This is a genomic window from Bacillus pretiosus (assembly GCF_052947655.1).
The window spans coordinates 2,229,569-2,244,181 of the sequence record NZ_CM129593.1 but is presented as its reverse complement, the minus strand read 5'-3'; the positions used below and the strand labels follow the sequence as shown (position 1 = coordinate 2,244,181).

At 34.1% G+C, this 14,613-nt stretch carries 12 protein-coding genes and 1 pseudogene; 3 read left to right on the top strand and 10 right to left on the bottom strand.

Annotated elements, in window-relative coordinates:
- Positions 1–57: 57 nt before the first annotated feature.
- A complete protein-coding gene (locus ACU8YW_RS11535) occupies positions 58–687 on the bottom strand; it encodes an immunity protein Imm33 domain-containing protein (protein ID WP_088609704.1) in 630 nt (209 codons plus the stop codon).
- 48 nt (positions 688–735) lie between these two features.
- A pseudogene (locus ACU8YW_RS11530) lies at positions 736–1,392 on the bottom strand (class I SAM-dependent DNA methyltransferase); the annotation flags it as partial.
- Between the two features lie 160 nt (positions 1,393–1,552).
- On the opposite strand from ACU8YW_RS11530, the gene ACU8YW_RS11525 reads away from it, so the two are divergent.
- Both ACU8YW_RS11525 and ACU8YW_RS11520 read left to right on the top strand, forming a co-directional pair.
- Positions 1,553–2,290 (top strand): ZIP family metal transporter, encoded by a 738-nt coding sequence (locus ACU8YW_RS11525; RefSeq protein ID WP_426933685.1) that lies wholly within the window; start codon positions 1,553–1,555, stop codon positions 2,288–2,290.
- Positions 2,291–2,372: 82 nt separating this feature from the next.
- Positions 2,373–4,073: a pyruvate oxidase gene (locus ACU8YW_RS11520; RefSeq protein ID WP_088063317.1), complete on the top strand. Its 1,701-nt coding sequence runs from the start codon at positions 2,373–2,375 to the stop codon at positions 4,071–4,073.
- Positions 4,074–4,515: 442 nt separating this feature from the next.
- Here ACU8YW_RS11520 and ACU8YW_RS11515 read toward each other — a convergent pair whose 3' ends face one another.
- From ACU8YW_RS11515 to ACU8YW_RS11480, 8 genes are all read right to left on the bottom strand, one after another.
- A complete protein-coding gene (locus ACU8YW_RS11515) occupies positions 4,516–5,361 on the bottom strand; it encodes a DUF2785 domain-containing protein (RefSeq protein ID WP_098134188.1) in 846 nt (281 codons plus the stop codon).
- Positions 5,358–6,116: an alpha/beta fold hydrolase gene (locus ACU8YW_RS11510; protein WP_046955760.1), complete on the bottom strand. Its 759-nt coding sequence runs from the start codon at positions 6,114–6,116 to the stop codon at positions 5,358–5,360. Before ACU8YW_RS11510 ends, ACU8YW_RS11515 begins: the two co-directional genes overlap by 4 nt.
- A 108-nt stretch (positions 6,117–6,224) precedes the next feature.
- Positions 6,225–7,229, bottom strand: a complete 1,005-nt coding sequence (locus ACU8YW_RS11505) for an ABC transporter permease subunit (protein ID WP_088063314.1) — start codon at positions 7,227–7,229, stop codon at positions 6,225–6,227.
- A gap of 1 nt (position 7,230) precedes the next feature.
- Positions 7,231–8,097: an ABC transporter permease subunit gene (locus tag ACU8YW_RS11500; protein ID WP_060488707.1), complete on the bottom strand. Its 867-nt coding sequence runs from the start codon at positions 8,095–8,097 to the stop codon at positions 7,231–7,233.
- Positions 8,098–8,150: 53 nt separating this feature from the next.
- The gene (locus tag ACU8YW_RS11495) at positions 8,151–9,437 is read right to left on the bottom strand and encodes an MFS transporter (protein WP_088063313.1); all 1,287 of its coding nucleotides are present in this window, start codon (positions 9,435–9,437) and stop codon (positions 8,151–8,153) included.
- A gap of 214 nt (positions 9,438–9,651) precedes the next feature.
- Positions 9,652–10,683, bottom strand: coding sequence for an alpha/beta hydrolase (locus tag ACU8YW_RS11490; protein ID WP_088063312.1), 1,032 nt, complete (start codon positions 10,681–10,683; stop codon positions 9,652–9,654).
- 273 nt (positions 10,684–10,956) lie between these two features.
- Entirely contained in the window at positions 10,957–12,840 is a 1,884-nt protein-coding gene (locus tag ACU8YW_RS11485) for an FtsX-like permease family protein (RefSeq protein WP_426933686.1), read from the bottom strand.
- A gap of 11 nt (positions 12,841–12,851) precedes the next feature.
- Positions 12,852–13,619 carry an ABC transporter ATP-binding protein gene (locus tag ACU8YW_RS11480; RefSeq protein WP_000106412.1) on the bottom strand — a complete coding sequence of 256 codons (768 nt, stop codon included), beginning with the start codon at positions 13,617–13,619 and terminating at the stop codon, positions 12,852–12,854.
- Positions 13,620–14,008: 389 nt separating this feature from the next.
- On the opposite strand from ACU8YW_RS11480, the gene ACU8YW_RS11475 reads away from it, so the two are divergent.
- The gene (locus ACU8YW_RS11475) at positions 14,009–14,491 is read left to right on the top strand and encodes a DUF2975 domain-containing protein (protein WP_046959368.1); all 483 of its coding nucleotides are present in this window, start codon (positions 14,009–14,011) and stop codon (positions 14,489–14,491) included.
- Positions 14,492–14,613: the final 122 nt, after the last annotated feature.

The following is a 14,613-nucleotide window of genomic DNA, read 5'->3' as shown; positions in this document are numbered from 1 at the left end:
TCCAGCACATAGCATGAAATAATATATATCGCTTTCTTTAGAACATAGTAACTTCATCTATCCATTTAAATAAGCATCCCAATCATAGTCTTCAATCTTATAGAATCTACCTTCATCATTTCTTTCATATGCACATAAAGGTGGTTCCTCAAGAAAGTTTAAAATAGAATCATCTATATTCAAAATGACTCCAATTGAAATAATTTGAAAGTTTTTAGGATTATTGACATAGTCATCACTTTCATAGCCACTCAATATTGACCAACCAGAGTCACCTTCTTCTCTTGAACCCTCTTTAAGCATAAAGTTAAATTCTCTTTTTTCAAGTACATCATCACTAACAATTACCTTCGTATCAAAATAAAAATCCCAATCTTTTGAAGCTGGATCATTATATTCCGTATCACATATATTTTCAATTCCAAATGAAATTTTATCACCTATTTTTAAATCTAAACGATATGGCTCATTGATCAGTTCCCCTACAAACTTTTTCTCATTCCTTTCAGTGATTTCCACCCACATTCGTTCACCATGAAACCCATCTTCGTCTTCGATTTTAGTTACAAAAATTAACTTTACCAAATCTCCAACCTTTAATTTCTCCAAAACTTCTGAGCTAGGAAGATAGAATGTATAGGGCGCTTCTTTATTTATTTCATAAACATTATCTAAGTACCAAGTCATCTTTTTCTCTCCTTAAAAGCTTTTCACACTCATATTTTAAAAATAACACTATTTTTTCTTCCGACAAACTACTACCATAGAATAGCAGTCTTCCCCTAACTCATTTCCTTCCCAATCATTATATATATGTAATAATTCAAAACCATTCACTACTAATAATCTTTCTAACTCCTGTGGATACGTATAGCGAAGATCAATCGTTGTTTTCAGTTCTTCTACTTGCATATCACCCTCATAAAATCTTCTTGTTGTTATGTAATGCTGTATTTGCTGAATTGAATCGTATGTCATTTCAGTATATAGATCGCATTTTCTTTCCTTTTCATCACTAATAGTTGTCCAATATTCTTCTGTAGATGGTTGTATTAATTCTTCTTTTGAAGGAAAACGTGTATCGAATATAAATATACCATTATCAGCTAACACATGATGAATAGATGTTAATAACTTATTTTGATCTGTATTCGTAAGAAAGTGTTGAAATCCATGACCAACCATAAATGCTAACAGAATTGTTTCTTCAATCTTTAATTGTAAACAGTCTTGTTGTAACCATTTTACTTTTTTACAATCCATAGATTTTCTCTTTGCTTCAGCAAGCATACCTTCATGTATATCTACACCAATCATTTGATATCCGTTTTCTATAAATGGAATTGTAACCCTTCCTGTTCCGCAGGCAATATCTAGAATCCATTCATTTTGTTTGCAAACGTATTCCCCATTTCATATTTCCACTTAAGTTTAATATATAAATTATAACGAATTATTAGTTTTTTCTCTATAATCAAACATAATTACTTGGACTAATCTAACTTTCCTTTTCGTAAGCTAAAAATAAGTGGAAGAATCGGAGTGTGATACGATGGAACGATTATGGATTCCAATGATTGTTACATTTTTTTCATTTGGTGGATTACTATTAGGCGGTGCTGTTGGCATTGCTACACGCCAGCTAATTGAAGAAAAAATGCATCGTTTATACGCATTATGCGGCGGAATTTTGCTTGGGCTTTTATCCCTTGAAATAATTCCTGAAACATTTTCAAGCTTTGAAATAATTGGGCCTATACTTGGTATAGCTATCGGTATTTTAGTTATGAGCTTATTAGATAACTATTGTCATCATCCAATGATACATAAAAAAGATCAACAAGCATGGCAAACTTTTCTTTTTCTTTCTTTTGCTATATTTATTCATAATTTGCCAAGTGGATTTGCTTTAGGTACAGCTTTTATTAATCATGCTGAATCTGCAGTTCCTTTTTTAATAGCAATCGTTGTTCACCATATTCCTGAAGGATTAGCTTTAATTATCCCCTTTCTCTTTACAAAGCATAAATATATTTCATTTTTACTAACAACTTTATTACTTTCACTTATTCTCGGTACCGGTACTGTTTTTGGTATTTTGATGGAAGGAAAAGCTCTTCATCTACAAGGGCTCATTATGGGAAGTGCTATCGGTTCCCTTGGCTATGTTACAATTCATGAAATGCTTTGGAAAGCAAAGAGACAGCTCTCTTTCCTGACATTTTTAACATGGGCAACTAGTGGATTTTTACTAATAACAGTATTTACACTATTCGCTGGTCATCATTAAAGATAATAATATAATCATTTGTATATTTTTCCTTTTTCTCCAAAGCATAATAGTATCTACCTAATTATAAGGAGGAAAAATTATGTTTGGGAAAACAGCGGGTGAAGCTCTAGTTGACCTTTTAATTGACTGGGGAGTAGAACATATATACGGAATGCCTGGAGATTCCATCAATTCTATAATTGAAGCTTTACGAAAAAAACAAGATAAAATCAAATTTATTCAAGTGCGCCATGAAGAAGCTGGTGCACTTGCAGCAGCTGCCTATGCGAAATTAACAGGGAAACTCGGCGTTTGTATGGCAATCGCAGGGCCCGGTGCTATTCATTTATTAAATGGTTTATATGATGCTAAACTCGATAAAGCCCCTGTTCTAGCAATTTCAGGTCAAGTAGAAACAGATTTACTCGGGACGGATTTTTTCCAAGAAGTAAACTTAGAAAGATTATTCGATGATGTTGCGGTATATAACCAGCGCATTATGTCAGCAGAACAGTTGCCTGCTGTCGTGAATCAAGCGATTCGAATGGCTTATACGAAAAAAGGTGTATCTGTTCTTACGATTCCAGATGATGTTCCGAAATTCGAAGTAAAAAGTGGTGCTCGTGTTACAAATACTTCTTTTACATTACCTGAATTATTTCCGCAAGAAGAAGATTTACATGCTGCAAAACTCGCAATAAATGAAGCGAAAAAGCCTGTAATTTTAGCTGGAAAAGGTGCGAAACATGCGAGAGACTCTTTACTTACTTTCGCAGAACACATCGGTGCTCCAATCGTACTTACATTACCAGCTAAAGGAATTATTCCTGATGAACATCCACTTTGTATCGGTGGATTAGGATTAATTGGAACGAAACCTTCTTATGAAGCAATGAAACATGCGGATACTTTAATTATGATTGGTACATCCTATCCGTTCACAGGTTTCTTGCCCGAAAAAGCAAAAACAATTCATATCGATACTGATCCTGCCCAAATCGGAAAACGTTACGTAACAGATATTGGCTTAGCTGGTGATGCTGATAAAACATTAAAATGGTTAATTGAAAATGTAGAAAAACACGAGGACCATTCCTTCTTAGAGCATCATCAAGAAATGATGAAAAAGTGGGAAGAAAAATTACACAATCAAGAAGAAGATTCTTCTACTCCAATTAAACCACAACGCGTTATGCATGCACTGCAACAAGTAGCTCATGATGATGCAATATTATCAGTCGATGTCGGAAATGTAACAGTATGGACAGCAAGGCACTTTCGTATGACAAATCAGCAATTTATTATTTCTAGCTGGCTCGCAACACTTGGCTGCGGTTTACCTGGTGCACTTGCTGGAAAAATTGCTTTCCCGGATAAACAAGTATTTGCGGTTTGTGGTGACGGTGGTTTTGGAATGACAATGAACGATTTCGTAACAGCTGTTAAATATAAACTACCAATCGTTGTCGTCGTTTTAAACAATAATAAAATCGCCATGATTAAATTCGAACAAGAAGTTATGGGGAATATCGAATTTGGTACAGACTTAACAAACCCTGATTTTGCAAAATACGCAGAGGCGTGCGGAGGTATTGGATACCGTGTTGAGAATTTAGATGAACTACTTCCTGCTTTCGAAAGTGCGGTAAAACAAAATAGTCCGTGTATTATTGATGTAGTTGTAGATGTAAATGAAGCACCAATGCCAGCAAAAATCACCTTTGGTCAAGCCGCTGGTTATACGAAGCATATGATAAAAGAATTATTTGAAGAAGGTAAGATTGATTTACCACCACTTTAAACAAAAAAAGATAGCTGAAAACGATTTGTTTTATTTAGAACCAAGAAATAGGTATTTAGCATATGTATATCAATAATAGTTATATAATGTTGCACATTGTATAGACGAAAAAGAAGAGGATAGATAAAGCAGAAAGTATATGCATTATCTATCCTTTTTGTACTACATATGACCTCATTTACTAAAACAACATTTTTAGACCTTATTGAACTAACGCATGCGTTAGTTCAATAAGCATTTTTTCACAATCTTTACAGAAATGCTATCCTTTAGTTCAATGAGGAAAAACTGCCTTAATTGCAGCCCTTGCCTCTCCTTTTGTGCGTGGTGGGTGGTACTTCCATTTTACCAATGGATGGTTTCTTCTTGTTTTTCTTGACATAAAAAGGGGCCGTCCCAAAAGCCAATTTCCGATGGCTTTTGGGACGGCCCCTCTAACCCTTTAACTGAAAGAAAACCTGTTCAAAATTGCCTCAGTACTAAGTATGACAGTGTTAAGCTCATTCCCTCGGCTATCTTTTCCCCTTCTGAAATAGAGACTGCGTAAAAAATTTTTGCTGTTCACGCGAGCAATCACCTGACTGCGACTTCTCGGCAAATTGCAGCATTGCGCTAAGCCGCTAATCCAATCAGCGATTTCTTGATGTGGAAGTAACTCTTTGTCAATCATCGTATCCACGATGTTTACCAACCGCTCATCATCCTCATCGCTAAAAATGTGTCTACCATTATGAAGCATGCCAGAAATAGCGACAAGAACCTCACGCAGCATTGCGACGCTGCTCTCCTCGCACTGCACCAGCTCGACAAAAACATCCGCACCATGAGACGCGCTGTGAGCCCAGCCTCCTACTGAAATGTAACCTCGCAGATCCTTCTCCTCTTTATAATAACGGAGCATCGCATGTATTAATTGCTCAATTTCCGCTTGATTAAAAAATGGATTCTGTCTGTGACGTTGCACAATCAAAGCGATAGGTAAAGCAGAGAACGTCCTTGTAAAAACTGACTGATCATCCTCGCTACCAATACTATAGAACAAATGGTTCTCATCAGTCAGAACAGTTAAGAGGCTTCGTAACTCCTCTTCACTGAATCTATTCTCTTCTCTAATCCACATATAAAACATCGAATAAATCAGGTTATCCCGTAATTCTGGCTGAGGATCGCCAATATATTGAAGTAACAAAGGTAAGAAATCTTGATGCTGCTCACCTTCGCGTAACTGATACTCATCCTTCTCAATTCTTTGCAAATCCAGCATCAATTTAGTCCTTGTATCGCTCATTTCCCCATCTCCTTCAACATTAACATAATCTCCTCTATAACAACTTCTGGCTCATCATGATGAATATAATGTCCACTTCGACTAGCAATCCGGTACTTGCTTGACGTTGATAGCCATTGGAATTCTGCTTGGAGTCTTTGCTCAATTTCCAATATTTCTTGAGATGGCCATCCCTCTTCAACATTGTCAGGTAAACCTCTTGTAATAATTACAAGAGGGAGGTTACTTTGCTTTGAATGATCAACGATTTGCTTATAACTTTGTATTTTATCAATCTTCTCACTATTCAACATAGGATTCTCGTAATATTCCCTATTTCTTGCAAGCAGATTTTCGGGTAGAACCTTTTCATAGGCAAGTTCTTTATATTCCGGTGCAGCGTCAACCAAAATCATACCGCAGATGTTCAGTGGATAAAGGCTGGCATATAATCTAGCGACCAAACCACCAAAAGAATGTCCTACCAATATATAGGGCTTCTCCACTTCAAGCGCTAGCAACAATTCGTTTAGCTCCTCGACTAGATTATAGCAAGTCGTCGGGACGGATGCGACTTGACTCCTGCCAATACCCGACCTGTTATAGGAAAAGGTTGATGTTTCTTGCGATATTCGGTCTTGGACTTTTTTCCATGTCTCATAACTATCGCCTAACCCTGCTATGAAGATTACGCTTGGAATACTGTTACGTGAATATTTATTTAATAGTCTGTGGTTATCACATATATCAATTATCTTTTTATTTTGTATAGTCACTTTTAATCACCCAGTTCAATTATAGGATTTACACTATCGATATTTCCATAATAATTCGATTATTATTTCTTTTAAAACTTTACTGTTTTTTAACTTCAGCTATCTTTTTTATTTTTGTACCTCTCTATAGAAAGAAAAATCATTCACATTAGTTTGTATTCGTTTCTCTTCCTTTACTTCTTTATCCTTGCTCTTAAGTATTTTTATATTTCCTAGTTTAATCGCATCTTGCATACTATTACTAACTAGATTTCCCGCTAAAATCGTCATACTATAAAAAGCAATTGGTATAAGTACAATCCATGTATGTGTAGTTAAATGGCGGAAGTTTTGACCAATTAGGCCAGTCCATTCTTTTGTTACACTATCTGGATCCATTCCACTGAAGGTTATTGTTCCACCAAAAAATAATTGCAACAAACCAAGGTGTAAAAGAAGCAATAAAGTACTCACAAATTGTTGGGCTACTAATAAAAGAAATGGTGGTAACATATGCGGCCATATATGGCGCTTCAACCTCTGCCATTTACTCCCGCCGAGAACAGTAGCTGCCAACATAAATTCCTCTTTCTTAATACGTTTTACTTCTTGCGCTACATATAGCATAACTGTTGGTACAGCAAGAAATACAAGAACTATAATTTGAAATGCCACCCGCAAATACAACGGCACAACTTCCGCTCCACTGTCAAACGTTAAAACTTCATTTAACATAAAATAAGAAATCATGACCATTGGTACAATACTAAAAGGATCAAAAAATGATGAAATAACTGGAAAAGAACGTTTACCATACATACCAAGAAGTAAACCAACTCCCCCTCCAACTATAACTCGTAAAATCGCTATAATTATACTCGCTCCAACTGTCCATTTCGCGCCTTCTATTATTAATTGAACAATGTCGCGGCCTTTCACATCACTTCCAAACCAAAATTTACTTGATGGCGAAAATGGAGCTGCCTCTAGTTCTCCTTTTTCGTTATACATCATCGTAAGTTCGCGAATATTCCCATCAAAAAACACCGTATATCCAATACTAACAATCATTAGTACACTTAAAAAAGTAATACCTATCCAAAATCTCACATCTCTTTTTACAACTTGCCACATATTACACACGCTCCTTTATCACATTTTGCAAGAGTGTATGTAATATACGAAATAGTATAAAAAGCGGTACGTATAATATTACTAGACTCACTGTAAATATTTCTAATTTAGAATTTTCTTTTACAAAAACAAACATACCATATGTATTAAATATCCATTCAATAATATATAAATTGGAAAGCATAAATAATATATTTGTTTTCGCATAATAAATTGTCGTCAATAAAACATTTCTTGAAATATGATGTGTCAAAATATGCTGTAAGCTTAATCCTTTACTCTTGGCAAACAAACTATAATCTTTCTCTAACTCTTCTTTAAATCGTAATAATAACAGTTTAATAAATAATAATGTTGTTGGTATTGTAAGACATATAATCGGTAACAAACGTATCCTTTCTTCCCCTAATCCAGCTAGTTTGACCGGCATAAATCCTGTTTTTTGAAAAAGAATTACGACAAGAAGTTGTGATAATAAAATAAGTAATATATCTGGTATACTCTCAAGCGTAAGAAAAATCCCGTTCCACATTTTCTGTTTCATATGAGAACGTTGCAATACCCAAACGACAAGTACATACGCTATAAGCAAAGATAGTAAAAACGCTGATAGAAATACAATCATCGTTTCAATATAATGAATCCATATTTGTGGAAATAATTTTCTTGAGTCCCGAAATCCATATGTAATTTCACCTGGTTGAAGTAACTTTCCTCCAAGAAATACAATCGTGTTCCAAAAACCGATTAAATCCATTTGCAATCCCTTAAATAAACGTGGCAGCGCACCTAAGCAGATTATACATAAAATAGCAGCTACTAGTTGTAAACAAGTAATCCCACACCATTTAACAATTCGCATCAACATAACGATTTCTCCTTACTATCCGATAGAATATTCAGAAATCAAAACCAGATATATTACATCTCTTCAGCTATACCTTGCACTCGTTTCTTTCCACTAGGTAAAATGGCTCGATATAAACACGTAACAAAAAATAATAAACCAAATAAAATAATAAACAACGTATCTGCACGAATCCATTTCGGGAACAACATCGCTATCGCACCGAGAGATAACAGCTGGAATCCTGTCGTTAATGGACTAAGTAAACTTTGAACGCGTCCCATGAATGACTCTTCTACAATTTCATACATCCAGCCCATTATTGCAACATTAATAAATGGTAAAAAGAAAGTCGCAAAAGCGATACATACATAAAAAGACCATACGTGATTTACAAAGTAACACATACCGAAAAAGACTCCTGAGCCCGCCATACCAAATACAATAATAGGCTTAGGTGCATATTTCTTACCTATACTTGTTGCTACTATACTTCCAATTAATAATGAAATCCCTCCAACTACACCGCCCACCATCGCTAAACTTTCATACGTTGCTGGTGCTAATTTATATTTTAATATGTAAGTAGTGGATACGCTTAAAATACCATTTAATAGTCCAAATACGATAAATCCTAAAAGTAATTTTTTTAAAGTGTCATTTTGATATATATACTTGATCCCTTCTTGAAACTCTGTTATTAACATCTTCAAATTAACTTCTTTCCACTTTGTTCTACCATTTGGCAAACGAACTTTTTCTGGAATGGAGATCGTTTGAATCAAAATACCACTCATAATAAATGTGAGCGTATTTACTAAAATGCTCCCGTAAATTCCAAAAGTCCAGTACACCATCGTTGCAATTCCTACCCCAAACAAAGCATACAAACTATTTACCATTTGATTCATACCTGCTGCTGCACCGTATTGGTCTGATTCAACTACTCCTTGTATCATCGACTGTTCTGATGGAGAGAAAAATTGTATACATGCATTTTCCAAAAATAAAAATATAAAGACGAGTATAATCATTCCGTAATAAAGCGAAATTAGAATTCCGATATTACAGAGCGAACAACATATGTTGCTTACCGTACAAATACGTTGTCTATCAAAACGATCCACTACTGTCCCTACTAATAGAAAAAAGATTAATGCGGGTAATGCCATCATAATTTGTGTCATCGTTGCGTAAACTGGTTGTTTTCCGTACTGGTCTAACAAATAAAACATTAAAGAAATTCCAGCAATCATAGAACCGAGTCGCTCTAAAATATTTGCTAGAAAAAAACGGGCATACACTTTGTTGCGAAATAACTGTAGCATTTCTTTCATACTTCTAACCCTTTCTCTCGACAAAATTTTATTTTTTCAGTCATTTCTTGGAAGTTATATTATATTTTTCGACCATTATCCAATCTTTTCCTTCTGTATAGAGAACAATATAAAAAAGACTCTTGTTTTTTATCAAGAGTCTTTTTATTTAACTTCGCTTCAGTTAATACTATGCATCTAAATATCTTTATACGTCTCGCTAACTATTATAATTTTCTAAAGTTCGGATACACTTTATTTATTTTACGAATGTATCGCACATCCAATTATAAAATTTTTCTTCCTCCTCAAATTGTGGATAATGAGCTGACTTCTCAAAAGTAATAAATTCTTTTTGACCTGCTTCAATCGTATCAAAATATGTTTTTGCTGCATGATATGAAGTGTTATAGTCATATTTCCCCATAAGGAAATAAAGCGGTAGCTTCATTTTAGTCACCTTAGTAGGCAATGGATTCTTTAAATCCTTTTCTAATAAGACAGTTTGAGAATGTGATAATCCAACGTTATAACGAATTACGTCTAACAAGTTATATTCATTACTGAGTAACATTCCGATGTTATCACCATCTGGATTTTCAATGAGTCTTGATGTTCCACCATATTTCGCAACATAATTTCTCGGAGTGTATGTATCGCCATTTTTAATTTTTTCAGTCAACCCATTTAAATAGGACACCTCATCTGTATTCCCAGCTTTTTGTGCCTGTTCAACCACATATTTTAAACTATCGATTTCACTTTCTACTGTATCACTCATTTGCCCGATGCCAACATATGCTTCAAATTTTTCCGGGGCTTTATTGGCAGCTTGCATTCCGATATATGTACCGTAAGAATGACCAACCAATATTATTTTTTCTCGACCAAGACGGTTTGAAATATAATCTGTCATAGCTAATAAGTCTTCTACAAGAAGATCTGATATAAGGTTCGAATAGTCTTCAAAGAAATGATACGACTTCCCGCTCGCTCTTTGATCGTAATTAACAACTGTGAATTTCTCTTCCAATAAGTTTTGGTATTTTTGAGCATATGGTATTTCTGAAGTTCCTGGTCCACCATGTACAAAAATAATAACTGGATTGTTCCTATCTTTGCCGCGTATCATAATTTCATGACCACTGCCATTTATCTCTACTTGCTCTAATATGTTTATACTGTTCTTCCCCTTTATTTGCGAAGTCCATGTAGGAAATATTAGTGCTACGATTAATAATAGTGTAGTGATGGCACCAATAAGTTTTATTAATTTTTTTATCTTCTTCATAAGTAGTCTCCTTTCTTTTAAATTTATAAAAACATCAATTTAATTCTGTAAAACTCCCTCAAAATAATATGAATATATAACAATTTCTCTCTCTAATTTCATCTTGCTCGTTTGCACATTTTTAATATCCCATACACTTCTTAACTTTCCCCTATATAAACTCTTAATATTTTCTTAATTTTCAATATAAATTTTATAGAAAGACTCGGTCACAATGTATTAAAAATAAAGAAAAAAGCCCTTGTTTTCAAAACAAAGACTTTTTTCCTTTAACTATTTCGCTACCTCTTCTTTCGGCATTACCATACCTTTGTAAAGTTGAACAGTTATCCAGTAATAGATGAAATAAATGACTAAGAAAATCCCTATCGGCACCCACACTTTTACAAACGGGTCAACTAATATGAAGCTAAATAAGTTTAGCCCTACTAACACGTGGGAAATCCCAATGATTGCCGGGAAGATAAATAAATATGAAATTTCTTTATATATACTTTTCGTTAACATACTACGTCTCACACCAATTTTTCGTAACATTTCATAACGTCGTACGTCACGAGAAGCACCTGTTAATATTTTGAACATAAGAGAACTTGCCATCATTGCTAAAAAGGCAATTCCGAGGAAAAATCCCATAAACATTGTTCCACTCATGAAACTGTTCATAAACTGATAAATTGTCATTTTCGTAAATAAGTCTACTTTTGCACCTGTTGTTTTTTCAATTTGTTCTTTTTGTCTCTTGTCTATTTCAATTAACAACCGTTTATATTTTTTCATATCATCTACTTTTGCTAATGTTACACTATGTTCCGTTCCTTGAACTGCTTTGTAGTGTTCTTCATCTGCAATCCTTACAGGTTTTCCGTTAAATTGATTATGTGTAATTTGTATTTCTCTTACAACCGCATCTTCCCAATCCCTTGGCATACGAGGAAATTTATTGGCTGCTTCAGGAGCTTCCAAAGCAGAATAAACAGGTTCAGTTAAAGGTTCAGCCACACGTTTACGAGCAGGTTCTTTTAAAGTTTTTGTATCAAAGTGGTCTGAAACAAGTGGTGGTTTCTCAGTTAAGTCGTTACGTAAATAATAAACCGCTTCTCCATCTACTTTATACTTATACTTGCTTTCTTCCACAATTTCCATTTCTTTTAAGGCTGCTTTATCTTGATTATTTGGATCATGAATTACGACATCATATACACGAGAGAAGTCTGTCATAATACCTACATTTTTTTGGAACGCCATCCCTGCCGTCATCGCACCTGCACCTAATGCAATTAACATCGCTACGGTACCTAATACTCTCGATAAACTATTTACTCGAAAGCGTAGCTGTGCATATGTAAAACTATTTAAGCCCGTTTCATTTCGTTTTTTATTCCCTTTAATTTTCATCACAAAAAATGGAAGCAATGAACTAAAGATAAAATATGTTCCGAGTGTTGTAACGATTGTCGCTATTATAAAACCAAGTTCAGCAAACATTTTTATATTTACCATAAAATAATATCCTGTACTTACTAGTAATACACCAAGTACAGTCATTATAATAATGCGAGTTTTACTTTTCTTCACTTCATCTAGTGTTTCATCTTCACGTATTAATTCTAATTCTGTTTTACGTAATAAACGGATGCTATTCATTAAACCAGTAATAAAAAATAGTATTAAGAAGAAAATAGCTGTAACTAAGATTGCTGGTGTATATACAGATGAATAACTACCTTTTGTTGAAATTTCCATACCATTCATTAAAAAGTTTCCTGCTACACTTGCAAGTAACATCCCTACTAAGATCCCGATAATAATACTGACAATACCCATACCGAATGTTTCAATAAATAATAACTGTGCTACTTTTTTCTTTTTCGCACCGAGCATCATGTACATACCGAGTTCTTTTCTTCTTAATGTGAGTAAGAAAGAATTGGCATATATAATATAAAATACAGTAATGAAAGATAATAGTATGGCACCTACCCAAAATACGAGTCTAATACTACCAATAAGACTATTATCCTTCGTAAATTCACTATTCATCGCCATCGTTTGGAACATGTAGAAAATACTAATACTAATAACGAGACCAATAAGTAAAACCATATAATCTTTTAACATCTTTTTCATACTATGACGTGATAATTTGAATAACATAGTCTCGCCCCCTACTTAGACTCAGCAGCTGAGCCCATATGAGCGAGCACGCCTAAAATGTCTTGATAGAAATTTTCTCGCGTTCCTTGACGTTTTAACTCTTTATAAAGAAGACCGTCTTGAATAAATAAAATACGTTCACAATAACTCGCGCTAAATGCATCGTGTGTAACCATCAAAATACTTACATTGTGATTTTCATGTAAATCTTGCATCGCTTCTAATAAGCTTTTTGCATTTTTACTATCAAGCGCACCTGTCGGTTCATCTGCTAATACGATTGCTGGATTATGTACTAAAGCTCGTGCTGCCGCCGTTCTTTGCTTTTGTCCACCAGAAACAGCAGTTGGATATTTCGTTAAAATTTCAGTAATCCCTAATTTCTTTGCAACCTCATTTACCTTCCCCGTAATCTCACTTGAAGGTACGCCTTGCAGAGAAAGTGGTAAAGCGATATTTTCATAAATTGATAAGTTTTCTAGTAAGTTAAAATCTTGAAAAATGAATCCTAATTTTTGAGATCGAAAATCAGATAATGCATTCCCCTTCATAGAAGTAATATTTGTACCAGCTATTGTCACACTGCCACCCGTTGCTTGATCCAATGTACTAATCACATTAAGTAAAGTCGTTTTTCCAGATCCAGAAGGACCCATAATCCCGACGAATTCCCCTTCTTTAATACTTAATGACACACCCCTTAACGCTTTTGACTGATTCTCATTTCTTTTCCCATACGTTTTTTCTACACGTTCTACAGTAACTACATTTGTTGACATCTCTTTCACTCCATCCCTTTTGTATAAAATTAATTTCTCACATATTTCTTATCTTTTTCTCATGTAAATCCTTAATAATTTTTAAACTTTTCAATCAGAAAGGATTACACGAGTTACGTAAACCTTTTTCCTATTCCATATTCTCACTTTTCTAAAACTCGTTCCTTCGATTTCGCTTACATTTACCTTACATTTTTGTAAGGTAAAAAATATTACAGACCATTTCATAAGGTGGATTCATTTGTAATGAGCAAGTTTTTTATTTTTATCAAAATTAATAGGATACATAAATAACAATAATAACAAGTTAAAAAACAATATAATTTTATTTTAAAACGATAAATTATATGATAAAATCATGTTGTCATTAAATAAACGAGGTGCTTTTTATGAAACAAGTTACAACACTCTTTTTAAAACTAGCTATTGTTTTTATAGGTATAGTAGTACTTGCATTGTGCATATTTTTAGTTCCTAAAATCGGGAATTTCGCTGGAGAATTGTATCCAGCTATTGCTTATATGAAATCTCTCGTTTTAATCGATATGTACGTAGCGACGATACCTTTTTACTTCGCTCTGTATCAAGTTTTTAAACTTTTAAGTTATATTGATAAGAACAAAGCGTTCTCGGTATTATCAGTAAAGGCTTTAAAAAATATAAAATACTGTGCCCTCACTATCGGTACCATATACATACTAGGTATGCCACTTTACTATCTTATGGCAAAAAAAATTGATCCTCCAAGTTTTATACCAATTGGATTGATCATTATTTTCTCCTCTATCGTGATTGCTGTTTTTGCTGCAGTTCTCCAAAAGCTCTTACAAGAAGCCATTAATATAAAATCAGAAAATGATTTAACGGTATGAAGTGAAGTATATGGCAATAAATGATGAAGGGATAGCGATTAAGCTATCCCTTCATCATTTATTATGGTTCTTTAATGAGTTTAAATTCAGTAATACATGTTAATGGTGTATTTTATTATCAA

What these genes read in the sequence shown, in the direction of transcription:
- ACU8YW_RS11490 (WP_088063312.1), bottom strand. Translation starts at nt 10,683, where the DNA reads ATGAAGAAGATAAAAAAATTAATAAAACTTATTGGTGCCATCACTACA.
- ACU8YW_RS11505 (WP_088063314.1), bottom strand. Translation starts at nt 7,229, where the DNA reads ATGTGGCAAGTTGTAAAAAGAGATGTGAGATTTTGGATAGGTATTACT.
- ACU8YW_RS11525 (WP_426933685.1), top strand. Translation starts at nt 1,553, where the DNA reads ATGGAACGATTATGGATTCCAATGATTGTTACATTTTTTTCATTTGGT.
- ACU8YW_RS11480 (WP_000106412.1), bottom strand. Translation starts at nt 13,619, where the DNA reads ATGTCAACAAATGTAGTTACTGTAGAACGTGTAGAAAAAACGTATGGG.
- ACU8YW_RS11500 (WP_060488707.1), bottom strand. Translation starts at nt 8,097, where the DNA reads ATGTTGATGCGAATTGTTAAATGGTGTGGGATTACTTGTTTACAACTA.
- ACU8YW_RS11520 (WP_088063317.1), top strand. Translation starts at nt 2,373, where the DNA reads ATGTTTGGGAAAACAGCGGGTGAAGCTCTAGTTGACCTTTTAATTGAC.
- ACU8YW_RS11485 (WP_426933686.1), bottom strand. Translation starts at nt 12,840, where the DNA reads ATGTTATTCAAATTATCACGTCATAGTATGAAAAAGATGTTAAAAGAT.
- ACU8YW_RS11475 (WP_046959368.1), top strand. Translation starts at nt 14,009, where the DNA reads ATGAAACAAGTTACAACACTCTTTTTAAAACTAGCTATTGTTTTTATA.
- ACU8YW_RS11535 (WP_088609704.1), bottom strand. Translation starts at nt 687, where the DNA reads ATGACTTGGTACTTAGATAATGTTTATGAAATAAATAAAGAAGCGCCC.
- ACU8YW_RS11515 (WP_098134188.1), bottom strand. Translation starts at nt 5,361, where the DNA reads ATGAGCGATACAAGGACTAAATTGATGCTGGATTTGCAAAGAATTGAG.